This is a genomic window from Bradyrhizobium sp. SEMIA (assembly GCF_014844175.1).
Classification (GTDB): Bacteria; Pseudomonadota; Alphaproteobacteria; order Rhizobiales; family Xanthobacteraceae; genus Bradyrhizobium; species Bradyrhizobium arachidis.
Window position 1 is genome coordinate 2,788,219 of record NZ_CP046601.1, and the last position, 25,800, is coordinate 2,814,018.

Annotated in this window: 26 protein-coding genes and 1 tRNA gene; 15 read left to right on the forward strand and 12 right to left on the reverse strand. The window is 63.9% G+C overall.

What is annotated here, in order from left to right:
- Positions 1 to 49: 49 nt before the first annotated feature.
- The 6 genes from FOM02_RS13590 to FOM02_RS13615 form a co-directional block, all read right to left on the reverse strand.
- A complete protein-coding gene (locus FOM02_RS13590) occupies positions 50 to 490 on the reverse strand; it encodes a hypothetical protein (RefSeq protein WP_027563753.1) in 441 nt (146 codons plus the stop codon).
- A 2-nt stretch (positions 491 to 492) separates the two neighbouring features.
- The gene (locus FOM02_RS13595; RefSeq protein ID WP_027563752.1) at positions 493 to 861 is read right to left on the reverse strand and encodes a YybH family protein; all 369 of its coding nucleotides are present in this window, start codon (positions 859 to 861) and stop codon (positions 493 to 495) included.
- A 79-nt stretch (positions 862 to 940) separates the two neighbouring features.
- The gene (locus tag FOM02_RS13600; protein WP_027563751.1) at positions 941 to 1,408 is read right to left on the reverse strand and encodes a MarR family transcriptional regulator; all 468 of its coding nucleotides are present in this window, start codon (positions 1,406 to 1,408) and stop codon (positions 941 to 943) included.
- A gap of 9 nt (positions 1,409 to 1,417) precedes the next feature.
- Complete coding sequence (locus FOM02_RS13605) at positions 1,418 to 3,028, reverse strand: acyl-CoA synthetase (RefSeq protein WP_027563750.1); 1,611 nt, start codon at positions 3,026 to 3,028, stop codon at positions 1,418 to 1,420.
- Between the two features lie 246 nt (positions 3,029 to 3,274).
- Positions 3,275 to 4,414 carry an epoxide hydrolase family protein gene (locus tag FOM02_RS13610; RefSeq protein WP_027563749.1) on the reverse strand — a complete coding sequence of 380 codons (1,140 nt, stop codon included), beginning with the start codon at positions 4,412 to 4,414 and terminating at the stop codon, positions 3,275 to 3,277.
- A 124-nt stretch (positions 4,415 to 4,538) separates the two neighbouring features.
- Positions 4,539 to 4,994, reverse strand: a complete 456-nt coding sequence (locus tag FOM02_RS13615; RefSeq protein ID WP_027563748.1) for a GatB/YqeY domain-containing protein — start codon at positions 4,992 to 4,994, stop codon at positions 4,539 to 4,541.
- A gap of 227 nt (positions 4,995 to 5,221) precedes the next feature.
- Here FOM02_RS13615 and carA point away from each other — a divergent pair, with 227 nt between their 5' ends.
- Together carA and FOM02_RS13625 are read left to right on the forward strand one after the other, a co-directional pair.
- Entirely contained in the window at positions 5,222 to 6,412 is a 1,191-nt protein-coding gene (gene carA, locus FOM02_RS13620; RefSeq protein ID WP_027563747.1) for a glutamine-hydrolyzing carbamoyl-phosphate synthase small subunit, read from the forward strand.
- Positions 6,413 to 6,532: 120 nt separating this feature from the next.
- Positions 6,533 to 7,054 (forward strand): cupin domain-containing protein, encoded by a 522-nt coding sequence (locus FOM02_RS13625; protein ID WP_027563746.1) that lies wholly within the window; start codon positions 6,533 to 6,535, stop codon positions 7,052 to 7,054.
- Between the two features lie 130 nt (positions 7,055 to 7,184).
- Here the strand turns inward: FOM02_RS13625 and FOM02_RS13630 are convergent, their stop codons facing one another.
- On the reverse strand, positions 7,185 to 7,709 hold the full coding sequence (locus FOM02_RS13630; RefSeq protein ID WP_027563745.1) for a Dps family protein: 525 nt from the start codon (positions 7,707 to 7,709) through the stop codon (positions 7,185 to 7,187).
- 114 nt (positions 7,710 to 7,823) lie between these two features.
- Between FOM02_RS13630 and FOM02_RS13635 the strand changes: the two genes are divergently transcribed.
- Both FOM02_RS13635 and FOM02_RS13640 read left to right on the forward strand, forming a co-directional pair.
- Positions 7,824 to 8,525 (forward strand): class I SAM-dependent methyltransferase, encoded by a 702-nt coding sequence (locus FOM02_RS13635; RefSeq protein ID WP_027563744.1) that lies wholly within the window; start codon positions 7,824 to 7,826, stop codon positions 8,523 to 8,525.
- Between the two features lie 54 nt (positions 8,526 to 8,579).
- Positions 8,580 to 8,655: transfer RNA gene (locus FOM02_RS13640), tRNA-OTHER, on the forward strand.
- Between the two features lie 132 nt (positions 8,656 to 8,787).
- Here the strand turns inward: FOM02_RS13640 and FOM02_RS13645 are convergent.
- Entirely contained in the window at positions 8,788 to 9,159 is a 372-nt protein-coding gene (locus FOM02_RS13645; RefSeq protein WP_027563743.1) for an ArsR/SmtB family transcription factor, read from the reverse strand.
- A 113-nt stretch (positions 9,160 to 9,272) separates the two neighbouring features.
- Here FOM02_RS13645 and FOM02_RS13650 point away from each other — a divergent pair, with 113 nt between their 5' ends.
- The 3 genes from FOM02_RS13650 (at position 9,273) to greA (ending at position 14,737) form a co-directional block, all read left to right on the forward strand.
- Positions 9,273 to 10,442: an MFS transporter gene (locus tag FOM02_RS13650; RefSeq protein ID WP_265441830.1), complete on the forward strand. Its 1,170-nt coding sequence runs from the start codon at positions 9,273 to 9,275 to the stop codon at positions 10,440 to 10,442.
- 143 nt (positions 10,443 to 10,585) lie between these two features.
- The gene (carB, locus tag FOM02_RS13655) at positions 10,586 to 14,050 is read left to right on the forward strand and encodes a carbamoyl-phosphate synthase large subunit (protein WP_027563741.1); all 3,465 of its coding nucleotides are present in this window, start codon (positions 10,586 to 10,588) and stop codon (positions 14,048 to 14,050) included.
- 213 nt (positions 14,051 to 14,263) lie between these two features.
- Positions 14,264 to 14,737, forward strand: coding sequence for a transcription elongation factor GreA (gene greA, locus FOM02_RS13660; protein ID WP_027563740.1), 474 nt, complete (start codon positions 14,264 to 14,266; stop codon positions 14,735 to 14,737).
- 378 nt (positions 14,738 to 15,115) lie between these two features.
- Here greA and FOM02_RS13665 read toward each other — a convergent pair whose 3' ends face one another.
- Positions 15,116 to 15,595 carry an Lrp/AsnC family transcriptional regulator gene (locus FOM02_RS13665; protein WP_027563739.1) on the reverse strand — a complete coding sequence of 160 codons (480 nt, stop codon included), beginning with the start codon at positions 15,593 to 15,595 and terminating at the stop codon, positions 15,116 to 15,118.
- Positions 15,596 to 15,860: 265 nt separating this feature from the next.
- Here FOM02_RS13665 and trxB point away from each other — a divergent pair, with 265 nt between their 5' ends.
- The 5 genes from trxB to FOM02_RS13690 all read left to right on the forward strand — a co-directional run bounded on the left by trxB (position 15,861) and on the right by FOM02_RS13690 (position 19,733).
- Positions 15,861 to 16,826, forward strand: a complete 966-nt coding sequence (trxB, locus tag FOM02_RS13670) for a thioredoxin-disulfide reductase (RefSeq protein ID WP_027563738.1) — start codon at positions 15,861 to 15,863, stop codon at positions 16,824 to 16,826.
- Between the two features lie 5 nt (positions 16,827 to 16,831).
- Positions 16,832 to 17,755 (forward strand): LysR family transcriptional regulator, encoded by a 924-nt coding sequence (locus tag FOM02_RS13675; protein ID WP_027563737.1) that lies wholly within the window; start codon positions 16,832 to 16,834, stop codon positions 17,753 to 17,755.
- A 445-nt stretch (positions 17,756 to 18,200) separates the two neighbouring features.
- Positions 18,201 to 19,109, forward strand: coding sequence for a 4-hydroxy-tetrahydrodipicolinate synthase family protein (locus FOM02_RS13680; RefSeq protein ID WP_027563736.1), 909 nt, complete (start codon positions 18,201 to 18,203; stop codon positions 19,107 to 19,109).
- A gap of 195 nt (positions 19,110 to 19,304) precedes the next feature.
- Positions 19,305 to 19,451: a hypothetical protein gene (locus FOM02_RS13685; RefSeq protein ID WP_167336555.1), complete on the forward strand. Its 147-nt coding sequence runs from the start codon at positions 19,305 to 19,307 to the stop codon at positions 19,449 to 19,451.
- Between the two features lie 135 nt (positions 19,452 to 19,586).
- Entirely contained in the window at positions 19,587 to 19,733 is a 147-nt protein-coding gene (locus FOM02_RS13690) for a hypothetical protein (RefSeq protein ID WP_167336554.1), read from the forward strand.
- Between the two features lie 120 nt (positions 19,734 to 19,853).
- Here FOM02_RS13690 and FOM02_RS13695 read toward each other — a convergent pair whose 3' ends face one another.
- Positions 19,854 to 20,531 carry a ParA family protein gene (locus FOM02_RS13695; RefSeq protein ID WP_027563735.1) on the reverse strand — a complete coding sequence of 226 codons (678 nt, stop codon included), beginning with the start codon at positions 20,529 to 20,531 and terminating at the stop codon, positions 19,854 to 19,856.
- Positions 20,532 to 21,011: 480 nt separating this feature from the next.
- On the reverse strand, positions 21,012 to 21,380 hold the full coding sequence (locus FOM02_RS13700) for a hypothetical protein (RefSeq protein ID WP_027563734.1): 369 nt from the start codon (positions 21,378 to 21,380) through the stop codon (positions 21,012 to 21,014).
- 457 nt (positions 21,381 to 21,837) lie between these two features.
- Here FOM02_RS13700 and FOM02_RS13705 point away from each other — a divergent pair, with 457 nt between their 5' ends.
- Positions 21,838 to 22,692, forward strand: a complete 855-nt coding sequence (locus tag FOM02_RS13705; protein WP_265441831.1) for an AEC family transporter — start codon at positions 21,838 to 21,840, stop codon at positions 22,690 to 22,692.
- Between the two features lie 114 nt (positions 22,693 to 22,806).
- On the opposite strand, the gene tenA is transcribed toward FOM02_RS13705, so the two are convergent.
- On the reverse strand, positions 22,807 to 23,481 hold the full coding sequence (tenA, locus tag FOM02_RS13710) for a thiaminase II (protein WP_027563732.1): 675 nt from the start codon (positions 23,479 to 23,481) through the stop codon (positions 22,807 to 22,809).
- A gap of 150 nt (positions 23,482 to 23,631) precedes the next feature.
- Between tenA and FOM02_RS13715 the strand changes: the two genes are divergently transcribed.
- Positions 23,632 to 23,925: an AEC family transporter gene (locus tag FOM02_RS13715; RefSeq protein ID WP_231164131.1), complete on the forward strand. Its 294-nt coding sequence runs from the start codon at positions 23,632 to 23,634 to the stop codon at positions 23,923 to 23,925.
- 432 nt (positions 23,926 to 24,357) lie between these two features.
- Positions 24,358 to 24,726 (forward strand): hypothetical protein, encoded by a 369-nt coding sequence (locus tag FOM02_RS13720; RefSeq protein WP_265441832.1) that lies wholly within the window; start codon positions 24,358 to 24,360, stop codon positions 24,724 to 24,726.
- The last annotated feature ends 1,074 nt before the right edge of the window (positions 24,727 to 25,800 follow it).

Genomic DNA, 25,800 nt, shown 5'->3' on the forward strand with positions numbered 1-25,800 from the left:
CCGCGTTAGCGCAAAGTGCCTAGCGGTTTTCCGAAAGATCATGCTCAAGTCAGCGAGATACGAGCAGCAGCGCCACGCCGAGATTGGCCGCGAACAGCGCCGCGTCGATGACGAAGATCCTCAGCATCGGACCTTTGAGCACCGGCCAGTATGCCACCCCGACGCGCCCTCCGCGCATCAGGACCGGCAGATTGTAGGCGAACTGGCTGAAGTGGCAGGCGGCGAAGAACAGGAACAGCGCGAGCTGCGCCTCGACCGGCTGGAAGAACGAGGGGCGCGCCGCCAGAAGATAGAGCGACAACAGCCCGATCGGCAGGTTCATCCCGCCGAGAAACGCCACGCTCGCCGCGAGCGTCGGCGCAATCGGATTGCTGCGCTCTTCGCGCGGCAGCAAGATCTTCAGCGTGTTGGCTTGCGCGATGCTGAACTGAACGAAGGCGCCGCCGAACCAGAGCGCGTTGAGCAGCAGGACGAAATCCGAAAGGTGCATGGTCATTTTCCGTAAAAGGCTTCGCTGCGCACCACCCGGCCCGCATCATCGAAATCCATGAACTCGCTGGCGCGGGTGTCACCGAGCTGCCACCACACCGTCAGGCGCGCGATGACCTCGTCCCAGCTCCAGCTCAGGATCTTCAGGTCGGCGCTTTCGATGTGGCCATAGGCCTCTCGCCAATAGGCGCGGATGTTCTCGGCGCCCCTGACGACAGCAGAACCGGTCAGCGACAGCGCCAGGGGGCTGCGCATCTGCGCATCGTCGGCAAAATGCGCGACGACCGCGTCGATGTCGACCCTGCACCAGCTCGCGCACCAAGCCGCGACGAAGCGTTCGGCAGCCGCGCGATCCATATCCCCTGCGCTCATGACGCAGCCCTCCCCGGCCCGTTGCCGGGAAGGTGGCAAAGCGCGCGTCTCATGTCAACTATGTTGACTTCAGGATTGGTCAATTGTTGTCGGCGATCGATCCCATCACGGCCATCCATGCCGCCGCCCCCGCCGCCCCGACGCGGTCGAACGCCTCGCGCAGGACCTTGCGCTCGTGGTCCGACGCTTTCTGCTCGATGCGCTGGCCCGCGGCGGTCAGGCGCAGCAGTTTTGATCGATGCTGCTCGGGCGCCCGCTTCGACGTCAGGAGCTTGCGCTCCAGCAGGAGATTGAGCGGCCGGTTCAGCGCCTGCTTGGAAATGCCGAGAATCTCGATCAGCGCGCCGATCGCGATGTCGGGCCGGCGCGCCACTACGTAAAGGATACGATGATGCGGACGCGACAGGCCCTGCTTCGCAAGATATTCGTCGGCCTCCAGCGTCATGCCGCGCCAGCCGTAATACATCAGCTCCAGCGCCGCATCGAGATCGTGCAGCTTGTCGAGCGATGCGCGATGAAGCCCCGCGACTTGGGCGGACTTTGCCATTGTCGGAAGCTAACCCCTCGCCCGCAGCTCGCGCCGCAGCACCTTGCCCGTCGCCGTCATCGGCAAGGTCTCGGCGAATTCCACGAAGCGCGGATATTCATGGGCGGCAAGCTGCACCTTCACGAATTCCTGGATCTCGCGCGCGAGCGCATCGCTGCCGGTAAAGCCCGGACGCAGCACGATCCATGCCTTGATCGACTCGGTGCGGATCGGATCGGGAATGCCGACCACGGCGGCCATAGCCACCGACGGATGCTTCATCAAGGTGTGCTCGATCTCGGAAGGGCCGACGCGATAGCCGGCGGTGGTGATGACGTCGTCCTCGCGGCTGACATACCAGAAATAGCCGTCCTCATCCTGCACGCCGAGATCGCCGGTCAAGAGAAACTCACCGGCATATTTCTTCGCCGTCGCCTCCGGATTGCGCCAGTATTCGAGCATCGTGCACGGGCACGGCTGGCGCACGCCGATGATGCCGCGCTGGCCGCGCGGCTGCTCCTCGCCCTGGTCGTTGACGATGCGGACGTCGAAGCCCGGCGTCGCCTTGCCCATCGAACCGGGGCGGATCGGAAACAGGTTGGAGTTGCTGCCGATCACGAGATTGCACTCGGTCTGGCCGAATACTTCATGGGCGTCGATGCCAAAGGTCTCGCGCACCCAGCCGAGCAGCTCGCCGCCGAGCGATTCACCGCCGGTGAAGATGCTGCGCAGCTTGACGCCGGGATGCTTCACGCCCGCCTGCCGCATCAGCTTGAGCGCCGTCGGCGGCAGGAAGACGTTGCGCACGCCGAGGTCGGCCATCATCTGCATCGCCGCCTGCGGCTCGAACTTTCGCGCACGATGTCCCACCAACGGGATGCCGTGGTACCAGAATGCGAACAGTCCGTTGATGAGACCGCCGATCCAGGCCCAGTCCGCCGGCGTCCACATCAGATCGCCGGGCCTCGGCAAGAAGTTGTGGCACATCTCGACATTGGGCAGATGGCCGAGCACGACGCGATGCGCATGCAGCGCGCCCTTCGGGTTGCCCGTGGTGCCTGAGGTGTAGATGATCAGCGCGGGATCGTCGGCGGAAGTATCGACGGTCGCAAAGTCCTCGGACGCGGTTTCGATCGCTGACCAGAACGGTTTTGCGCCGGCGTGAACCGCGCCGCTCGTGATATAGATGTCCTGCAAATAGGGCAGCCGTTCGCGGATCTTCGTCAGCTTCTCCCAGCCCGCTTCGTCGGTGATGATGGCTCTCGCTTGCGAATTCGACAGGCGGAACTCCAGCGCGTCCTCGCCGAACAGAGCGAACAGCGGAATCGAGATCAGGCCGGCGCGGAATGCCGCCACATGCGCGATCGGCAATTCCAGCGACTGCGACAGGAACACCGCGACGCGGTCGCCGCGCACAAGGCCGTCGGCCTTCAGTACATTGGCGAAACGCCGCGACATCTCCGCGACCTCGTCGAACGAGGTACGCGTGGTCGCGCCGTTCTCGTCGACATAGACCAGCGCGAGGCGGCCGGTGCCGTCGGCATGCCGGTCGCAGCACGCCTCCGCCATGTTGAAGCGGGCCGGGATGTCCCAGCGGAAGTTGCGATAGAGCTCGTCGTAGGTTGCGGCTTCGGTCAGCATGGGCTTGGGTCGCTTCCGTACTCTCGGCGTCATGGCCGGGCTTGTTCCGGCCATCCACGAGGCCACTTGTTTTGGCGCCAGTTTAAGGCCGTGGATGCCCGGGACAAGCCCGGCATGACGGTGCTTCTCAGGCGTCATTCCGGGGCGACGCGCCAGCGTCGAGCCCGGAATCCATTGCGCGGCATTTGCTGCGGCCCGATGGATTCCGGGTTCGCCCTGCGGGCGCCCCGGAATGACAGCGGGGTCTTACCGCACCGTCGCGAAAAACGTCCTGACATCGCGCACGAACAGGTCCGGCTGCTCGAACGCAGCGAAATGGCCGCCCTTTTCCATCTCACTCCAATGGGTGATGTTGTGGAAGTTCGGCTCCATCCAGCGCCGCACCGGCGTGATGATCTCCTTCGGGAACACTGCGACGCCGGTCGGCACCTTGACCACCGGCATGGTGCGGCGCTTGCCAAAGCTCTCCCAGTAGAGCCGCGCCGACGAGGTCGCCGTCTCGGTCGCCCAATAGAGCATGACGTTGTCGAGCAGCTCGTCCTTGTCAAAGATGTTCTCGGGATGGCCGTCGCAATCGGTCCAGGCCCAGAACTTTTCGAGGATCCAGGCCGCCTGCCCGCTCGGCGAATCCGTCAGGCCATAGCCGAGCGTCTGCGGCCGCGTCGACTGTTGCTTGGAATAGCCGGAGTCGAGATCGACGTAATGCTTGAGGCCGGCGAGCGCGCGCTTCTCCTCCGCCGTCGGGTCACCCTCGACCTTCGGCGCTGCATTGAAAGCGAGCGTGATGTGGATGCCGGCGCAGTGCTCGGCGTCCTGCGCGCCGAGCGAGGTCGTCACCGCCGAGCCCCAGTCGCCGCCTTGCGCGCCGTAACTGATATAGCCGAGCCGGTCCATCAGCTTGGCCCAGGTCGCGGCGATGCGGTCGACACCCCAGCCGGTGCTCTTCGGCTTGGCCGAGAAGCCGAAGCCCGGCAGCGACGGACACACCACATGAAACGCGTCGGCGGGATTGCCGCCATGCGCGGCGGGATCGGTGAGCGGCGCGATCACCTTCTGGAATTCCACGATCGAGCCCGGCCAGCCATGGGTGATGATCAGCGGCAGAGCGGACGGTTCTTTCGAGCGCGCATGGATGAAGTGGATGTCGAGCCCGTCGATCTCGGTGGTGAACTGATCGAAGCGATTGAGCTTTGCCTCACGCGCGCGCCAGTCGTAACCGCTCGCCCAATAGCCACAGATCTCCTGAATCCATTTCAGCGGCGCGCCCTGGCTCCAGTCGTCCACCAGCTCCGCCTCCGGCCAGCGCGTGCGGGCGAGGCGCGATTTGAGGTCGGCGAGGATGTCGTCGCTGATGGCGATGCGGAACGGTCTGATCGCGCCGGTCATCGGTTGGCTCTCTCTTCTTGTCATTCCGGGGCGCGCGGAGCGCGAGCCCGGAATCCATTGCGCAACAGAGTCGGCGGCCCGATGGATTGCGGGCTCGACGCTTCGCGTCGCCCCGGAATGACGGCTAGCCCGTCAGCGCGGCCTTCACGAGGCCGGACGCCTTACCAAAATCCATCTGTCCAGCATATTTCGCGCGCAATACCGCGATCACTTTGCCCATGTCCTTCATACCGGCAGCACCGGTCTCGCCGATGGCGTCCGCGATCGCCTTCTTGACCTCGTCGTCCGACATCTGCTTCGGCAAATAGGCCGAGATCACTGCGATCTCCTCGCGCTCCTGCGCGGCGAGCTCGGCGCGGCCGCCCTTGTCGTAGAGCTCGACCGATTCCTGGCGCTGCTTGATCATCTTCTGGAGCACGGCGAGCAGGTCGGCGTCGGTCAGCGGCGGCTTGCCCTGCCCGCGCGCGTCGATGTCGGCGTTCTTGATGGTCGAGTTGACCATGCGCAGCGTGGACAGCTTGCGCTCGTCCTTGGCCTTCATGGCCTCCTTGACCGCATTGTTGATGTCGTCGCGCAGCATGGCCGGGGTCCTCTCAATCTGTCGCGCCTGATCTAAGCCGTTCGCGGCCAAGAGGCCAGACTGGACCGCTTGCCGGTGCTTTGTTTCCCCACCGGCCGCGGAAATGGCTCAAAATTGCCAGTTCCAGCTTAAGTGGCCGAGGCCGCCCGTCAATTATGCAAAAACGCATGTGAATCGGCCCTCTCCCGCTTTGACGCCAGCGCCGGCCCAGACTATGAAACGCGCTCATGACCCAACATGAAAACGATACCGCTTGGCCGGACCACAAACCGACCGCGCTCCTCGTGCTCGCCGATGGCACGGTGCTCGAAGGCTTCGGTCTCGGCGCCGAAGGCCACGCCGTCGGTGAAGTCTGCTTCAACACCGCGATGACCGGCTATGAGGAGATCCTCACCGATCCCTCCTATGCCGGCCAGCTCATCACCTTCACCTTCCCGCATATCGGCAATGTCGGTACCAACGAGGAAGACATCGAGACGGTGAACATGGCCGCGACGCCAGGCGCGCGCGGCGTCATCCTGCGCACCGCGATCACCGATCCCTCGAACTACCGCGCCACCAAGCATCTCGACGCCTGGCTCAGGGCGCGCGGCATCATCGGCCTCTCCGGCATCGACACCCGGGCGCTGACCGCGCTGATCCGCAGCAAGGGCATGCCAAACGCCGTGATCGCGCATTCCAGGACCGGCGAATTCGATTTGCATGGCCTCAAGGAGGAAGCGCGCGAATGGCCGGGCCTCGAGGGCATGGACCTCGTGCCGATGGTCACCAGCGGCCAGCGCTTCACCTGGGACGAGACGCCGTGGGCCTGGGACAAGGGCTTTGGCCGGCAGGACAAGCCGGAGTTCAACGTCGTCGCCATCGACTATGGCATCAAGCGCAACATCCTGCGCCTGCTCGCCGGCGTCGGCTGCAAGGTGACGGTGGTGCCGGCGACGACCTCGTCCGAGGACATCCTGGCGATGAAGCCGGACGGCGTGTTCCTGTCGAATGGCCCGGGCGATCCGGCAGCCACAGGCAAATATGCCGTGCCTGTGATCCAGGACGTCATCAAGTCGGGCACCCCGACCTTCGGCATCTGCCTCGGCCACCAAATGCTCGGCCTCGCCGTCGGCGCGAAGACGAAGAAAATGCATCAGGGCCATCACGGCGCCAATCATCCCGTGAAGGACGAGACCACCGGCAAGGTCGAGATCACCTCGATGAACCATGGCTTTGCCGTGGACGAGACGACGCTGCCGAAGGGCGCGACGCAGACCCACATCTCGCTGTTCGACGGATCCAATTGCGGTATCCAGCTCGACGGCAAGCCGGTGTTCTCGGTGCAGTACCACCCCGAGGCCTCACCCGGTCCGCGCGACTCGCACTATCTGTTCCAGCGCTTTGCCGATCTGATGCGGCAGAAGAAGAGCGCGTAAGGCGCGCTCGCAAAGCTGTGTCACGTATCGAGCCCGGGCCTGGTCCCGGGCTTCTTCGTCAGAGGAACGTCGTCTCCCGCCCCCCGTTGATCCCTGCTACGCTCACGCAGGAGCCCCACCATGTCCATCGTCCGCGACCATGCCGAGCCGCTCGCCATCGTGTTCGAGGATGACGGGCTCGTGCCGAACAACATCCTTCCCTTCCTGGTCTACCAGGGCGCGGTGAAGCTCGATCCCAAGCATCCGGAAGAGACTATCGAAAACCTGTTCGAGGCGAATGACTGGGGCGGCACGTGGCGCAATGGCGTCTACGATTATCTCCACTATCATTCGACCGTGCATGAGGTGCTCGGCATCGCGCGCGGCCATGCGCGGGTCCGCTTCGGCGGCGATCACGGCCAGGAGCTGGAGATCAAGGCTGGCGACGTCGCGATCCTGCCCGCCGGCACCGGGCATCAATGCATCAAGGCGAGCGACGATTTCTGCGTGATCGGCGCCTATCCGCCCGGCAGCAAGATGGAGATCACGCGACCCTCGCCGGAGAACCACGCCAGGGCGTTGAAGACGATTCCGAAAGTGGCGTTGCCGCCAGCCGATCCGGTCACGGGCAAGGATGGCGCGTTGATGCGGCTGTGGAGATAGCTACAGGCGCGGTCCCGTAGGGTGGGCAAAGCGAAGCGTGCCCACCAATATTAGCCGCATGGATAGAAGGTGGGCACGGCGCGCGAAGAGCGCGCTTTGCCCACCCTACGGGAGCTACGGCATCCGAGCCTCACGCCTCGTTGCCGCCTTCCTGCCGCGTGGCCTCGAACAAAAACCACGTTCGCCGCTCGGTCTCGTCGATGAAGACTTCGAGGATGCTGGCGCTGGCGACATCGCCGGCCTCGTCACAGACCTCATGCGCCTTCCGCATGGCAGCCGCGACATGCTTGTTGTCCTGCATCAATTCGCGCAGCATCTCGCGCGGCGGGACGTAATCCTCGTTGTTGTCCTTGATGGTCTGGAGTTTTGCGACCTGGCCGATCGATTTGAGCGTGGTGCCGCCGATCTTGCGGACGCGCTCGGCGAGCTGGTCGGTGGTGGCGAAGATCTGATCGGACTGCTCGTCGAGCAGCAGATGATAGTCGCGGAAATGCCGGCCGCTGATGTGCCAGTGGAAATTCTTGGTCTTCAGATACAGCGCGAAAGCATCGGCCAGAAGCACGTTGAGCGCCTCCGAAACCTTGTTGACCGCCTGGGACGACAGATCGGTGGGGGTGTCGAGGTCGGGCGAGACCTTGCTGGGGGCTTTGCTCACGATGAACCTTCCTGTTAGGACGCGGACATTGACGGCGCGCCGTCGCACCCCTAACGCAAGGCGGGCAGCGCCGGTTCCTTCCCAGGAACCACTCGGCCGGGACCCTCGGATATCATGGACGATTGGATCGATTATTACGACTCGACGCATACGATCTATGTCAGCAAGCTGCATCGCGATTTGCACTTCCAGATCATCGCGCGGGACATCATTGGTTACATCCCCTCGCCCGACGCGAGCGTGCTGGACTATGCCTGCGGCGAGGCGCTGTCGGCGAGCCAGGTGGCATCGGCCTGCGGCAAGCTGATCCTGGCCGAGCCGGCGCCCGGCGTGCGCGGTCGGCTGATCGCGCGCTTTGCCCCGAACACGAAAATCCGCGTCCGCTCGCTCGACGACGTCCGCAAGATGCAGGACCAGTCGATCGATCTCGCGGTGATGAACTCGGTCGCGCAATACATGACATCGGAGGAGCTCGACGGTGCGTTGCTCAACATCCGCCGCATCCTGAAGCCCTCCGGCAAGCTGGTGCTCGGCGATATCTTGCAGCCTAATGTGGGCATGGGCCGCGACGTGATGGCGTTGCTCAGCTTCGGCCTGCGGCACGGTTTTCTGAAGGACGCACTGATCGGGCTGATCAGCACCGCGCTGTCAGATTACCGTCACTTACGCTCGCGCATCGGGCTCCAGCGCTACAGCGAGGACGAGATCACCGCCAAGCTGAGGGCCGCGGGCTTCGCGGTCCAGCGCGCTCACACCAATATCGGCCACAATCGCTGGCGTATGAGCTTCATCGCGCGGCCGCCGCTAGTTCGTTAAGCATAATAATTAGCTGAGGTGGCCTGCGGTATCCTGATCAGGCATGATCGCGACGGCCCGGTGGCGGAAGCGTCTACGCGAGGGCGGTGCAACGCCCTTCATCCTGGTTCAAATCCAGGCCGGGTCTCCACGCTTCGCCCCTTCGGGGCTACGCGTGGCGCAGCCACGCAAGCCCCGAAGGGGCGCAGCGTGTCCGGCGTAGCTGGAGCGAAGCGCAAGCGAAGACGGACTGCCGGCCAAACCGCACGCAATCGTCTCAACTTCAATCCGCCTCGACCACCTCGCACTCCGGCAGCAGCTGAAGCCGGTCCGCGTCCTTGGCCGCCGAGCTGATCACGGCATCGAGCAATCCCGGAAAACGCGCATCCAGATCCTCACGGCGCAGCCGCATGAAGCGGTTGGTGCCGGCGACGCGCGTCAGCATCAGGCCGCATTCGCGCAGCTTGGCGAAGTGATAGGCGAGGTTGGATTTGCCGGCGAGCCCGGAGAAGTCGCCGCAGCAGAGCTCGTTGCTGACACGTTCCTGCTGGGCGAGCTGGTAGACGATCGCCAGTCGGATCGGATCGCTCAGGCAATCCAGAACCATCGGCAGCTCGATCTGCTCGCGGGTGGGATGGAGGGGCGTGCGGCTCATGGTCCCGAATCATAGCAAAGCGGCCGCGATGTTCAATAGTTCTTGAACCAATTGACACTGAAACCGTTGCGTTCGATAGTTCAATAAACATTGAACATAGGGATTGTCTTCACATGAGCGTATTCTGGCTGGCCCTCGGGGCCTTCGCGATCGGCACCGAAGGCTTTGTGATTGCTGGTCTTTTGCCAGCGATCGCCAATGATCTCTCAATATCCGTCTCAGCGGCCGGCCAACTGGTGACCGCCTATGCCCTCACCTATGCCGTGGGATCGCCCATCCTGGCCGTGGCACTGAACAATATCGACCGCCGCACGGTGCTGGCGCTGGCGCTGACGACCTTCATCGCTGGCAATCTCGCGGCCATGGTGGCGAGCAACTATGCCCTGCTGCTGGCCTCGCGGATGCTGATGGCGCTGGGTTCGGGCCTATGCATGCCGACGGCGCTCGCGGTGTCGGTGGCCGTCGCCTCCCCCGAAAGGCGCGGCCGCGCGGTAGCGCTGGTCACCTCGGGCCTCACGGTCGCGACCGTGATCGGCGTTCCTCTCGGCAACCTCGTCGGCAGCCTGCTCGGCTGGCGCGCGACCTTTGCGATGGTTGCCCTGATCGGCGCTGTTGCGCTTGCAGGCCTCCTGCTCGGCCTGCCCCGCGGCCTGCCGCGCAACACGGCTTCGCTCGGCGAACGGCTCGCGGTCGCGCGTCACAGCAATGTCGTGATCGCGCTGCTGATCACCATTCTCTGGGCGCTCGGCGGCTTCACCGTGTTCACCTATTTCGCGGTCCCGCTGCATGGCCTCGGCTTCGATGCCTCGCAGATCAGCCTCGCGCTACTGGTGTTCGGCGGCGCCGCCGCGATCGGGAACATGCTCGGCGGCATCCTCGCCGACCGGCTCGGCACGCTCGCGACCGCAGCCCTTGGCCTCGCCGGCATGGCGGGCGCGCTGATCCTGCATTCGCTGGTCCTGAAGCTGATGCCCGGCCAGGCGCATTACGCGGTGCTGGGCGCGATCTTCCTCTGGGGCCTCTCGGGGTGGGCGTTCTATCCGGCCCAGATCGCCAGCATCATCCGGATCGAGCCGCAGGCCTCGATGATCGCGCTCTCGCTCAATGCCTCCGCGATGTATCTCGGCTTCGCCATCGGCGGAGTGCTCGGCGGCGCGGTGCTGGCCACCCTGTCGGCAACCGACCTCGGTTGGATCGGCGGATCGAGCGTTGCGGCCTCGCTTCTGGTGCACCTCGCTCGTGGCTGGCAGGCACGACCAAAACCCGTCAAAATTGCCGGTTGATGGGCGTTTTTCGGGGTTTCGCCGCCCCGAAAACTGGTCTAAGACCCACCCGCGCGCGAGGGAAGACCCCGCGCTCTCGCACAAGGGGACGCGCGGCAAGCGCGCCCTTTTTTTGTGCCTAAATTCCAGTCCGGCGAGAGTTGATGCCCAAACGTACAGACATCACCACCATCCTGATCATCGGCGCCGGTCCCATCGTGATCGGCCAGGCCTGCGAGTTCGACTATTCGGGCACGCAGGCGGTGAAGACGCTGAAGGAAGAGGGCTATCGCATCGTCCTCGTCAATTCCAACCCGGCCACCATCATGACCGACCCGGAATTGGCCGATGCGACCTATATCGAGCCGATCACGCCCGAGATCGTCGCCAAGATCATCGAGAAGGAACGCCACGTCATTCCCGGCGGCTTCGCGCTGCTGCCGACCATGGGCGGCCAGACCGCGCTGAACTGCGCGCTATCGCTGCGCCGGCAGGGCACGCTGGAGAAGTTCGACGTCGAGATGATTGGCGCCACCGCGGATGCGATCGACAAGGCCGAGGACCGCCAGCTTTTCCGCGAGGCCATGACCAAGATCGGGCTCGAGACGCCGAAGTCGCGTCTCGCCAACGCCTCCGAGCTGAAGAAGTCGTTCCGCGACAAGTACCACGCCGAACGCGAGAAGCTGTCGGGGGCAGCGCTCGAAGAGCTCGACCGGCAATGGACCCTCGGCGAAAGCGACCGCCGCAAGCGCTATCAGGAATATGCGCTGGGACAGGCGATGATGGCGCTGTCCGAGATCGGCCTGCCCGCGATCATCCGCCCCTCCTTCACCATGGGCGGCACCGGCGGCGGCATTGCCTACAACAAGGAAGAATTCCTCGACATCATCGAGCGCGGCCTCGACGCGTCTCCGACCAACGAAGTGCTGATCGAAGAATCCGTGCTCGGCTGGAAAGAGTACGAGATGGAGGTGGTGCGCGACAAGAAAGACAATTGCATCATCGTCTGCTCGATCGAGAACCTCGATCCGATGGGCGTGCACACCGGCGATTCCATCACGGTCGCGCCGGCACTGACGCTGACCGACAAGGAATACCAGATCATGCGCGACGCCTCGCTGGCGGTGCTGCGCGAAATCGGCGTCGAGACTGGCGGCTCCAACGTGCAGTTCGGCGTCAACCCCGAGGACGGCCGCATGGTCGTCATCGAGATGAACCCGCGCGTGTCGCGCTCGTCGGCGCTGGCCTCGAAGGCCACCGGCTTTCCGATTGCCAAGGTCGCAGCAAAACTCGCGATCGGCTACACGCTCGACGAGATCGCCAACGACATCACCGGCGGCGCGACGCCCGCCTCGTTCGAGCCGACCATCGACTACGTCGTCACCAAGGTGCCGCGTTTCGCCTTCGAGAAATTCCCCGGCGCCTCTACCACGCTGACCACGTCGATGAAGTCGGTCGGCGAAGTCATGGCGATCGGCCGCACCTTCCAGGAAAGCCTGCAGAAGGCCTTGCGCGGGCTCGAGACCGGATTGACCGGCCTCGACGAGATCGAGATCGAAGGTTTGGGCCGCGACGACGACAAGAACGCGATCCGCGCCGCGCTCGGCACGCCGACGCCGAACCGGCTGCTTCAGGTCGCCCAGGCGATGCGGCTCGGCTGGACAAATGAGGAGATCTTCAAGTCCTGCAAGATCGACCCGTGGTTCCTCGGCGAGATGCGCGGCATCGTCGACATGGAGGAGAAGGTCCGGAAGAGCGGCCTGCCAGGCAACGCCTTCGGCATGCGCACGCTCAAGGCCATGGGTTTCTCCGACGCGCGGCTCGCGGTGCTCGCCCAGATGACGGAAGCCGAGGTGACGGCGAAGCGCCACGCGCTTGGCGTCCGCCCCGTCTACAAGCGCATCGACACCTGCGCCGCCGAATTCGCTTCGCCCACCGCCTACATGTACTCGACCTATGAGGCGCTGTTTGCCGGCGCGCCAGCGGACGAGAGCACCCCGTCCGACAAGAAGAAGGTCATCATCCTCGGCGGCGGCCCCAACCGCATCGGCCAGGGCATCGAGTTCGACTATTGCTGCTGTCACGCCTGCTTCGCGCTGCATGACGCCGGCTACGAATCCATCATGGTCAACTGCAACCCGGAGACGGTATCGACGGACTACGACACCGCCGACCGTCTTTATTTCGAGCCGCTCACCGCCGAGGACGTGCTGGAGATCATCGCGAAGGAGCGCAGCAACGGCACGCTGCACGGCGTGATCGTGCAGTTCGGCGGCCAGACGCCGCTGAAGCTTGCGCGCGCGCTGGAAGCCGCCGAAGTGCCGATCCTCGGCACCTCGCCCGACGCGATCGATCTCGCCGAAGACCGCGACCGCTTCAAGCGCGTGCTCGACAAGCTGCGGCTGAAGCAGCCGAAGAACGGCATCGCCTATTCGGTCGAGCAGGCCCGCCTCGTCTCCGCCGATCTCGGCCTGCCGCTGGTGGTGCGCCCGTCCTACGTGCTCGGCGGCCGCGCCATGCAGATCATCCGCGAGGAGAACCAGCTCAACGACTATCTGCTCGGCACGCTGCCGGAACTGGTGCCGGCCGACGTCAAGGCGCGCTATCCGAACGACAAGACCGGGCAGATCAACACCGTGCTCGGCAAGAACCCGCTGCTGTTTGACCGTTACTTGTCCGACGCCACCGAGGTCGACGTCGACTGCCTCTGCGACGGCAAGGACGTCTTCATCGTCGGCATCATGGAGCACATCGAGGAGGCCGGCATCCATTCCGGCGACAGCGCCTGCTCGCTGCCGCCGCACTCGCTCGACGAGGAGATGATCGACGAGCTGGAGCGGCAGACCCGCGAGCTTGCGCTCGGCCTCGACGTCGTCGGCCTGATGAACGTGCAATACGCCATCAAGGACGGCGAGATTTACGTGCTCGAGGTCAACCCGCGCGCCTCACGCACGGTGCCCTTCGTCGCCAAGGTGGTCGGCACGCCGGTCGCGAAGATCGCCGCGCGCATCATGGCCGGCGAGAAGCTGGCCGACTTCAAATTGAAGAAGGGCGAGTTCAAGCACGTCGGCGTCAAGGAATCGGTGTTTCCGTTCGCGCGCTTCCCCGGCGTCGACACCGTGCTGGGCCCGGAGATGCGCTCGACCGGCGAGGTCATGGGCATCGACCGCAATTTCGAGGTCGCCTTTGCCAAGAGCCAGCTCGGCGGCGGCACGCGGGTGCCGCGCAAGGGCACGGTGTTCGTCTCGGTGCGCGAGAGCGACAAGACGCGCATCGCGGAGGCCGTGCGCGAACTGCATTCGCTCGGCTTCAAGGTGCTGGCGACGTCGGGCACGGCGCGCTTCCTCACCGACGAGGGCATCCCGGCCGAGAAGGTGAACAAGGTGCTGGAGGGGCGGCCGCACATCGTCGACGCCATCACCAATGGCGATGTCCAGCTCGTCTTCAACACCACCGAAGGCCCGCAGGCGCTGGCCGACAGCCGTTCGCTGCGGCGCGCGGCCCTCTTGCATAAAGTGCCGTATTACACCACTCTTTCCGGGGCCGTGGCGGCCGCGCAGGGCATCCGCGCCTATCTGGGCGGGGACCTTGAGGTTCGTACCCTGCAGAGCTACTTTTCGGAAACCTGATCGCGGGCGCGGAAAGCTGGCCTTTCCGCTAAGTGATTGGCAATGAAGCCACAATGGCCGGAGGAACTGTCCGGCCATATGGTTGTTCTGTTCCGGCGCCAGACCCACATAACCCACCGGTGGCCGCGTGCTCAGCCCCGGACATAGTGACGAATCAAGGTTGCCGCGCCTTCTGTTGTTGCGGGGGCGCGGGGCCGAAGGACGAGAGAAGAGATGGAAAAGGTTCCGATGACCCAGGCCGGCTTTGTCGCGCTCGGGGAAGAATTGAAGCAGCGCCAGTCCGTGGACCGTCCGCGGATCATCGAGCATATCGCCGAGGCGCGCTCGCACGGAGACCTGTCGGAGAACGCGGAATATCATGCCGCGAAGGAAGAGCAGTCGCACAACGAGGGCCGCATCGCCGAGCTCGAGGACAAGCTCGCGCGCGCCGACATCATCGACATCTCGAAGCTCTCCGGCGACACCATCAAGTTCGGCGCCACCGTGACGCTGGTCGATGAGGACACCGAAAAGAAGACGGTGTGGCAGATCGTCGGCGAGGTCGAGGCCGACGCCAAGAAGGGCCGCATCTCCATCACCTCCCCGCTCGCCCGCGCGCTGATCGGCAAGAAGAAGGGCGCCTCCGTGGAGGTGAATACGCCCGGCGGCGCCAAGGCCTATGAGATCACCAAGGTGGAGTGGCGGTAGGGATTTGCCGCTGCGCTGATGTTCGAAAGGCCGCGCGTTGCGCGGCCTTTTTGTTTCGACGCGGTGCTTGCGTGAGAGAGCCCGCGCTCTCTCCACGCGTCATTGCGAAGAGCGAAGCGACGAAGCAATCCAGACTGCCTCCGCGAAACGATTCTGGATTGCTTCGCTGCGCTCGTAACGACGGTGTGGAGAGCCGCGCGCCCAACTCTTTCACCGTCACCCTGAGGTGCTCGCCTCTTCGGCGAGCCTCGAAGGGCGACGGCCCAACTGTTGCCGCGCGCTGCTGCATGCGGGCCGTGCATCCTTCGAGGCTCCCGATGGGGCGCCCTGCGCCCCATCACTCGCACCTCAGGATGACGGATCGAACAGGCTCGCGCCCTACCTCCGTCCTTTCACGTCCAGCGGCACCGCCGCCTCGTATTTCGAATTGTGCAGCACCAGGGACGTGCGCACATTGCGCACGTGCGGGGCCGCCGTCAGGTGCGTCACGAAATCCTGGAACGTCGCCATGTCAGGGGCGACGCATTTCAGGATGAAATCGACCTCGCCCGACAGCATCCAGCATTCACGCACCAGGGGCTCGGCGCGGACGAAGTCCTCGAAGGCGCGCAAATCAGCCTCGGCCTGGCTGGAGAGGTGCACGGCGGCGAACACGGTGACGTCGAAGCCGAGCTTGCGGGCGTCGAGGAGGCCGCGATAGCCGTGGATATAGCCCTCCTCCTCCAGCGTCCGGACCCGGCGCAGGCACGGCGGCGGCGAGATGCCGACCCGCTTGGCCAGCTCGACATTCGTGATTCGACCGTCGGCCTGGATCTCGGTCAGAATTTTCAGGTCGATCTCGTCTAGGTTCCGCGACACGTGATTGGAACTCCTGGCCTTTGCGGCGGTATTGGGTGGTTTGTCGCAATCCTCATACCCAGTCCGCGCGGCCAGCGCAATTTTATTGCGCGTGCAGCGCAATCGACTTTTGTTCCGTGTTGGAAAAATCCGCTGACAGGGAATGCAATTCTTGCATGGCTCACCAGAAGGCTTAGATTAGCTCTGATATTTCAGCGCCTCCGCGAGGCCTCCCGGCACGTTCCGCGCCCGCGCTGCAAATCCCCCGTGAAAGGCGTCCATCGAAATGTCCGCTCCTGTTCATGCAAAGGTCGTCATCATTGGCTCCGGCCCCGCCGGCTACACCGCGGCGATCTACGCCGCGCGGGCGATGCTCGAGCCGATCCTGATCCAGGGCATCCAGCCGGGCGGCCAGCTCACCATCACCACCGACGTCGAGAACTATCCGGGCTTCGCCGACGTGATCCAGGGCCCCTGGCTGATGGAACAGATGGAGAAGCAGGCGGTCCATGTCGGCACCAAGATCGTCTCCGACTTGGTGACCAAGCTCGACACCCACCAGCGGCCGTTCCGGCTCACCTGCGACAGTGGCGATGTCTATCTCGCCGACACCGTGATTCTCGCCACCGGCGCGCAGGCGCGCTGGCTCGGGCTGCCGTCCGAGGTAAAGTTCCAGGGCGGCGGCGTCTCGGCCTGCGCCACCTGCGACGGCTTTTTCTACCGCAACAAGGACGTCATGGTGGTCGGCGGCGGCAATACCGCGGTCGAGGAAGCCCTGTACCTCACCAACCACGCCTCGCAGGTCACCATCGTGCATCGCCGCGATCACTTCCGCGCCGAGCGCATCCTGCAGGAGCGCCTGTTCAAGCACCCGAAGATCAAGGTGATCTGGGACTCCGCCGTCGACGAGATCTGCGGCACCGAGAACCCCAACAAGGTCACCCATGTGCGCCTCAAGAACGTCAAGACCGGCGCGCTCACGGACGTGAAGACCGACGGCATCTTCATCGCCATCGGCCATGCGCCGGCGACCGAGCTCGTGAAAGACCAGGTCAAGCTGAAACCGTCGGGCTATGTCGAGGTCGCCCCGAACTCGACCGCGACCTCGGTGCCCGGCCTGTTCGCCGCCGGCGACGTCGCCGACGAGACCTACCGCCAGGCGGTCACGGCCGCAGGCCTCGGCTGCATGGCAGCTCTCGAAGCCGAACGATTCCTGTCCCTGCGCGCCAGCGAGCGCGCTGCAGCGGAATAACGATCATGCCTCGAACACGCGACGGATTTACAGACATGGACTGGGACAAGCTGAAGGTGTTTCACGCAGCGGCGGAAGCAGGCAGCTTCACGCATGCAGGCGAGCAGCTCGGCCTGTCGCAATCGGCGGTGTCACGCCAGGTCTCGGCGCTGGAGCAGGAGCTCTCGGTCTCGCTGTTCCACCGCCACGCCCGCGGCCTGATCCTCACCGAGCAGGGCGACCTCTTGTTCCGCACCGCGCATGACGTGTTCATGCAGCTCCAGGCGGCGCGCGCCAAGCTGACCGACAGCCGGGAGCGGCCGAGCGGCGACCTCAAGATCACCACCACGCCCGGCGTCGGCATCAACTGGCTGATCCCGCGGCTCGGCGAGTTCACTGCACTCTATCCGGAGATCCGGATCTCGCTGATCGTCACCGACGAGGAGCTGGATCTTTCCATGCGCGAGGCGGACGTCGCGATCCGCACCCGCAAGCCGACGCAGCCCGATCTCATCCAGCGCAAGCTGTTCGCGATGGGCTTCCACGCCTATTGCTCGCCGGAATACATCAAGCGCTTCGGCACGCCGCGCACGCTCGAGGAGCTCGACTCCCACCGCATCATCACGCTCTCCGACGGCAACTTCGCGCCGCATCTTCAGAACCGCAACTGGCTGGTCGAAGCTGCGCGCAACGGCTCGGGTCCGCGCGAGGCCTATTTCAAGGTCAACAACATCCTTGGCCTGGTGCGCGCCTGCCAGCAGGGCCTCGGCATCGCCGCGCTGCCGGATTATCTCGTCGAGGAGCAGAGCCGCCTCGTGCAACTGTTCGGCGAGTCCGATTCGATCCAGCTCGACACCTATTTCGTCTATCCCGAGGAGTTGAAGACGGTCGCGCGCGTGCAGGTGTTCCGCGACTTCGTGGTGAGCAAGGCGCAGCGTTGGCCGTCCTGATTTCCGCATGTCTGACATGCGGCCTCGGCTGTTGCTGCATGGCGCTGGAGAAGCCCATACTGCTTGCACGCTGAGCCTTCGCGTTGCGCATTTGTCCCCCTCCTCCAGTGGCGCGGGAGTTCAGTAATCCCTCTTGGAAGGTGATTGTGTCGGCCTCACGTGGCCAATACCTAAGCCGGGCCCTTCGGGTCCGGCTTTTTTTCTTGCGATTCCGTTTTCGCCTTCCGCGTGTATTGACAGTTCCAGGTGTACCCCGCATCATTTGCCCATGATCACGAAGTCGTGCGCCATCGTTTCGAAAAAAGGCCCCCATCCGGGGACCTCGGAATCTTGCGCGCGCTAGGCTGACTTCGTCATCGCGACAAATCCCGAAAACCCCGCCACCTGGACGGGGTTTTTTCATGTGCCCTCCGTCTCAGGTTTTTTCCCGAGAAGGAGATGGAACATGACCGGACTACGCGATCAATTGCACGGGCTGTGGCTGCCGCTGGTGACGCCGTTTCAGGGCGGCAAGCTCGACGAGACCTCGCTGCGGCGACTGACCCGGCACTATTGCGGACAGGCTATCGACGGCTTCATCCTGGGGGCGACCTCCGGTGAAGGCATGACCTTGCGCGAGGCCGAGCTCGAGCGCCTCGTCGCCGTCGTGCGCGAGGAGATGGCGGCGGGCCGCCGCAACATCCCGATCTGCCTCGGCCTGTCGGGCGCAGACACGGCGCGAATGAAGGATCGCCTCGACGAGACCGCGGACTGGCCGATCGACGGCTATTTGATCGCGAGCCCCTATTACGTGCGGCCCTCGCAGCGCGGGTTGCTCGCCCATTTCGAGGCGCTGGCCGATCACGCCGCCTGGCCGCTCGCGCTCTACAACATTCCCTATCGCTGCGCGGTCAACATCACCAACCAGACCATGCTACGGCTCGCCGAGCATCAGAACATCGTCGGCCTCAAGGATTGCGGCGCGAGCCGCGAGCAATCGATTGCGCTGCTGCGCGACCGTCCCAAGGATTTTCGCGTGCTGACCGGCGAGGACGCGAACTATCTCGAGGCACTCACCGACGGTGCCGACGGCGGCATCGTGTTGTCGGCACATGTCGAAACCGCGACGTTCGCTGCGATCTATAGCGAGCTCAAGCGCGGCAACCACGATGCTGCGCTGGCGCGCTGGAATGAGGTCGCCGAGCTAACGCGGCTGCTGTTCGCCGAGCCGAGCCCTGCGCCGGCAAAGTACTGGCTGTGGCGCAGCGGCCTGATCGACAGCCCCGAAGTGCGCCTGCCGATGGTGGAGGTGAGCAGCGAGCTCGCCGCCACGATCGATCGCGAGATCGCGCGGCGGATGAAGGTCGCGGCGTAGCGCTTCTTTCGTGTTTGCCGAGCCAGCCCCTCACCCCACCCTCTCCCCGCAAGAGCGGGGAGAGGGAGTGAGAGAGCGCTGCCGTGGTTAACCGTGCGCGAACTCCCCTCGCTACTGCCGCAAGGCGCATCCACGTCTCGTTTACGCAATGGCGCCTATCGTTTCCCTCAAAGTCTACCAAAGGGGGAATATCCAATGGGGAATCGCACCCGGCCTACGGCCGCGAGCCAGTTCGCGCCCGCCGATCTCTTGCAGGGAATTCTCGTGGTGTCGTCGTTCGGGTTCTGGGCTGTCGTGCTCGGCCTGATGCCGGTGCTGCTGTTCCGGATCTGGCTCGCCTGACGGCGGCGCGCCGCACTCGCATAGTTAATCCGTGCTGGCAAATGCGCTGGAAAAGCGCAGGAGCCTGCGGGACGGAATCTTAAAGCATCCCGCCTATCGTCCACGCCCATAAGCGAAGAAATCGCGGGGGCGTTTGTGAATAGTCATAACGAGGCGGCGTCGCATTACGACGCAGCAGAGCAGAACTTTACCACCGGCGACATTCTCTGGGCCGTCGGCATCTGGTCGGTGATCCTGACCCTGTCACCGGTCATCGTGTTCTACATGCTGATGGTGGCGTGAGCTTCAGTTCGAGATTCCGGGTCTGGCGCTGATGCGCCATCCCGGAATGAGGAGTGAAGCCCGGAAACGCAAAACGCGCGGGCATCCGCGCGTTTGTCGTCCGGGGAATGAATTGTGAAATTATGCTGCCTGCTTGTGCATTGCGCCGGACGCCGACGCCGTGCCGCGAATAGCCTTCACTGAACGCTCGATCGCCGCCCACAGCCTTGCGATCTCCTGCGCCGCGCGGCTCTCGGCCTGATACTCGCGCGCGCCTTCGCCGTGGCTCAGCGCCATCAGCAAATCCGAACGGTTGGTGATCTGGCCGCCCCACACCGGAGCGCGGAATTTCGCCAGCGCCTCGCGGGCGATGGTGACGATCGGGCTTTCGGACTCGTCGCGCTTGGCCGGCGCACCGTTGAGCACGACCGCATAGGGCTTGCGCGCCGCTCGGCACATCTGGATGGTTTCCTGCACCGCGTTGACGTCGAACACGCCGGGACGGGCGGGAATGACGACCATGGTGGCATTCTTGATCGCGTCATCGACGACGGCCGAGAGGTTCGGCGGCGTGTCGATCAACACCCATTCATAGCCGTCGCGCTTGGCAGCGGAGACGATGCCGCTAACGGAGTTCACCGCTGCCTTGATCGGCGGCTCGTTGGTGCCACGCAGCTTGTGCCACAGCGTGAGCGAGCCTTGCGGATCCGCATCGACGAGCAGGATGGGCTTGGTCGCCTTGATCTGCGCGGCGAGATGTGCAGCCAGGGTGCTCTTCCCCGAGCCGCCTTTACGCGATGCAAAAACAATAACGTTCATACCTTCGGCCTCCAGATTGACCCCAGGCTATGAAAATGAATCACGACGCTGATTCGTGAAAGAAAAATTTATCAGGAGTTGCGTCGCCGCCACGAAATAACAGTGGGTGTTGGCTTTTGAGTCACACTGCTGCGAGCGACGAGACACGCACTGCAATGAAACGCCTGTCATCCAAGCGTCTGTGCGCTTTTTGAGCAGCGCGGCGGGAAAAACCGAATGCAACCTGCCCGCGTAAACCTTCTCCCGACTCTTTTCCATCGCGCCCGTCCGTAATACCCGCAAGTCCGCGCGGGGCCCGCGCGAACAAAAGGAGTCCGGAAGCTGTCGCGAGGCTGAGGGCCGGAGTCGTTCCGACCCGGGAACGGCAAGCTTGCGTGACACAAGCTTGCGTGACATCGGTCACAAGCGGAGCACGGAATGCAAATGCCCGGGCAGGCGCCCGGGCATCGCGAGGTTTCAAAACGGGAACGCTGGCCGCGCTCAGCCCTCGTCGGTTTTCTTCTTCTTGCTCGCCTTCGCCGCCGGCTTCTTCTTCGAGGTAGTCGAAGCACTTCTCGGCGCGATGTTGGTCGGCCTGCTGGCGCGCCGGGAGGCCGCCTCACCTGGCTCCGGCCCGCGACGGAAGAACACCGCGCATTGCGGCGAGAGCTGCGACTTCCTCTGGATCATGCAGGCGGTGATGGCGTCGACGTTGGGAACGAACTCGCCGCAGAGCCGCATCGCATCCGGCGTGCAGGCCTGCTGCTGCTCCGGCGTGTAGGCAAAGCCAGAGCCCGGCTGCACCAGGACGGCCAGCGCAAGCGCGAGGCCTGCGGCGGCCACGGATTGTCTGAAGCGAAACACCGGCATGGATCCCCCCAAATGTCGAACAGGAGGGAATAGTGGGTGAACGGCGGTTGGTTGGCAACCGAGGGCAGATGCGAAAACGCGCCGCTGTGCGGTCTCGGCAACAGCGGCGGCCGTGGCGAAGGCGCCGTGGTTGACGGAGCCCACCATCTCTTACGCTGTCGTCGCCCGGCCTGACCGGGCGACCCAGTACTCCGAGACGGCGATGGTTCAATCGAGAAGCCGCGGCGTACTGGATCCCCCGCTTTCGCGGGGGATGACGGCGGTGGGTGGGGTCCGTTAAAAAGATTCGAAAACAACCCCATGCACAGTAGCCGTGGCCCCGGGCCGGCTTGCGAATCTCCGCACGTCTGCGGATTTTACGAAATCCATTTGACTCGTCGGGCAAAACAGGGGCATGATGGCACCATTGAGGGTGCGTGGGGTGGTGAGGCCATATCCCCGTGAGGTTGAGGGGCGCATGGCCACCGTATTGATCGTCGCGCCGGTGTTCGCCCTGATCGCTGCGGGCTATGCCTCGGTGCTGTTCCGCTTCGTCTCGGAGACCGCGCACAAGGGCATTAGCGAATTCGCCTTCAGCATCGCGATTCCCGCCCTGCTGTTCCGCACCATCGTCGTGTCGGAATTCCCCGACGTCAGCCCGTGGCGCATGTGGGGCGCCTATTACGGCGCGCTCGCGCTGACCTGGATCGCGGCGCTGATCCTCTCGGCCCTGCTGCGCGCGCGGCGCGAGGACCGCGAGGACGGTGTCGTGTTCGCGATCGGCTCGGTCTACGGCAACATCGTGATGCTCGGCATTCCGCTGGTGCTCTCGGCGCTCGGCAACGAGGCGGCGGGGCCGATGGCGCTGATCCTGTCGGTGAACACGCCGCTGCTCTGGCTCTGCGGCATCCTGCAGATGGAGCTCGTCAGCCGCAAGCGCACCGGCTCTGCCCTCTCGGTGATCCGCCCCGTGCTCACCGATCTCTCCCGCAACCCCTTGATGCTGGCGATCGGCTTCGGCGTGGTGTGGCGCTTCACCGGCCTCGGCCTCAATCCCGTCGTCGACAGGACGATCGAGCTGCTCGCGCAGGCGGGATCGCCGGCCGCCTTGATCGCGCTCGGCATCAACCTGTTTCGGTTCGAGGTGAAAGGCGAGATGACAAGCGTCGTCGTGATGAGCGCGCTCAAACTGCTGGCGATGCCGGCGGTCGCGTACGCGCTGGCGACACTGCTCGGCCTGCCACCGGTCGTGACAGGCGTCGTCGTGTTGTTCGCGGCGATGCGACCGGCGCGAACGCGTATATCTTCGCGGTTCAGTATCAGCGGCTGGTGAATCCGGTGTCCGGCGCGGTGGCGCTGGGGACGCTGCTGGCGGCGATGACGTTGCCGGTGGTGGTGATCGTGGTGGCGGGGGTGAGATAGGGACCCCCGACGATTGCCGAAACCGCTATTCGACCCGCGAGCCCGCGCGCCAGGCCATCTCCCAAAAATCTGCCTCGAGCCTGGTGGCCTCCTTGAAGATCGCGATCAGCTCTGCCTCGCGGGCCGGCGTGGCATAGAGTTCGGCGAGTTGCTCCATGTGCGCCCGCGCTCTGGCAGCGACCTCCTGGTACGGCACGCCGGCGTATTCGGCGATCCAGGCGCGATAGGGGTTCGTCGCAGCGTCCGCTTGGGGTCGCGAGGCGAGCCGCGTTGCGATCTCCGCGTACCCGATCACGCAGGGGGCAAGCGCCACCTTGAGTGCCAGCAGGTCGCCGCGCATTCCAGCGTCGAGCACGTAGCGTGTATAGGCCAGCATCTCTGCGGCCGGAGGAGCCTGTTCAAGATCGGACGGGGATAGACCCCAGCCGGCACAGAGCTTCACGTGCAGGTTCATCTCGACATCGAGGATGGCCGAAAGGCCGGCCGCGGCCTCGCGCATGTCGGCAAGCCTGGGCGATTTGTAGACCGCGAGCGCGTACGCGCGAGCAAACTCGATGAGGAACAGGTAGTCCTGAACGAGGTAGTGACGAAACGCCGCTTCGGGGAGCGAGCCGTCTGCCAATCCGTTCGTGAAGGGATGTTCGGTGTAGGCCCGCCACTCAACGGATGCTTCTGTCTTGAGACGCTCGAAGAAACTCACGATCTTTTCCGCCTGGCTTGCTTTTCCATGAACGCCCTTGGCTCGCTACCGATATCGCATTGCGACCTAGGGAGCTACGGTGACAGCGCACAAAATTGGCCTTGAGCAGCATTGCGGATAGGGCCCTCCCCGCGTCGAAAGTTTGGTCCAGTGTCACCGCAATTCCGTCGTCGACAGGACGATCGAGCTGCTCGCGCAGGCGGGATCGCCGGCCGCCTTGATCGCGCTCGGCATCACCTGTTCCGCTTCGAGGTGAAGGGCGAGAAGCTCAGCATTTTGGTGATGTGCGCGCTCAAGCTGGTGGCGATGCCGGCGGCCGCATTCGTGCTGGCAAAACTGCTGGGCCTGCCGCCGAATGCTGCCGGCGTCATCGTGCTGTTCGCGGCGATGCCGACCGGCGCCAACGCCTACATCTTCGCGGCGCAGAGTATTAGCGGTTGGTGAACCCGGTGTCAGGCGCGGTGGCGCTGGGCACGCTGCTGGCGGCGGCGGCGTGGATGGATAACGCACATTCGCGGCCATACCGCTCCGACCACGGAGCATCATTCCACCTACGGCGTGACGTCTATAGGACTACGATAATGCAAATTATCGCCATGCTCGCCTATTTTTTTCGCCACACTTCCTAATTAACCGACTGGCCCAGCAGTTGGGGGGGCACCTCGAAATTCCCACTGCTTTGAAATCAGTTCGCGGCGCTTCGCGCTGCGGGCGTGCGCTGTGTCTCGCGCCTTCGCGAGGCGCGGCACGTGAAGGTGTTCGCGGTGCGCAGCACTGCGAGCATGCAATAGGTCGCGGGCCATCACGGCGTGCGGCAGCGAATTCCCTTGTCAACGTCAAAGAGAATCATCTCTGCAACGCGATGGAGCCTGAATTTTGGATACTACCGGCACGATTACGTCGTTTTCGTCTACACCGAAAAATCGCTTTGACATCGGTGGCGACGGCTACGAAGTCCAGACGGCTGGCAACAGCTATAGCCTGAGCAATCCTGACTCCAACACACTGCGCTTCGAAGTCCACTCGGGCGATCGTGCCTGGTACGACAGCTCTTATCCTGATCGCTCCGAAATTGAAGGCGACGCGCGTATTGCGGCCGGCACCCCAATCGCCATCGACTATCAGGTCAAGCTTGAGCCCAACGGCCCCAACAACACGTTCGTCAATACGACGTCGTCGTATTTCATCCGACCGCTCTGCCAGCGAAAAATCTGCGACAAACCGGGAGAAGTCCGAGACCCTTAGCTCCATAAAACAGGCTATGTTTCAACAGCTGCTTCACTTGAGGCCACCTCCACGGAGGAAATCCGTTCGGTCAGGGCGGTCTAACATGGTTCAGAACGCGCACCAGACCTGCAGTACATTCGATTAACAATCTTCATCCGTCATACAATCTTCCGCTGCGCTGCCTCTTTACAGGACTGTTGCACAGTGTGGTGCGCGGTCGGAATCGGCGAAACTGGAAACAAAACGCTCAGGATGGAGGATACTCGCCCGCATACGCGCGACGGTCGATACGCCGAACGGGCCGGCGCCGATGATGGCTGCTGGGCCACCAAATCCGGCCACCCGCCCGCCCTGATGCAATCGAGCTGTGCGCGCAACTTCGACGCAAATGTAGCAAGAGCTTGAGAACTGACGTACCTGAATCGAAAGTGCACTCGGGGGCATAGTGGCTACCCAATTGTGACTACGAAGACTGCCGAACCGACTCCGTTCGCGACGCGATAGAGACGGATCGCCTGAGGCTTCTGGAAAACCGACGATAGCGGTAATGTCCCGCGATGTCGTTGCGCTATTTCGCCACGCCAGCAAAGGCGCTCTGCCCGGCACAGTATCCATGTCCCAACGTCATGATCGAGTGTTCATCGGAGTCACTTCAAACACCAGGAAGACAATCACGCCCCATGCGCTTTACCTCCCTCCATCTTCGATGAAGCGATCGCAGTCGGCGTGGCGGGAGCGGACTACTATCGAAAAGCAGCTATCGGCGAGTCTGTCTCGGATGAAGCTACCAGGTGCACGAAGCTCGCGCGCAATGCCGCAATGGAGCGCCGATGTGACGTCAAAGCGCGAACGGAAGTTCGTAATGGTGTTTGCGCACCTGAAGTGAAACGCACCTCGACCAGACCAGGTTGAGCTGCCATCGGGGATTCGAGACGAGCTCTCTTGCCGCTACAAAACTGGCTCTTAGCCGCAGTGACTCGGGCGTCTCATGAGCGATGAAGCCGCGAGGCTTCTTGTTTTGTTTGTCTCCAACGCGACCACCACCAATGGGCGCGCCTAGGCGCCTCTCGCAGACGACATTTTCCGCAAGTG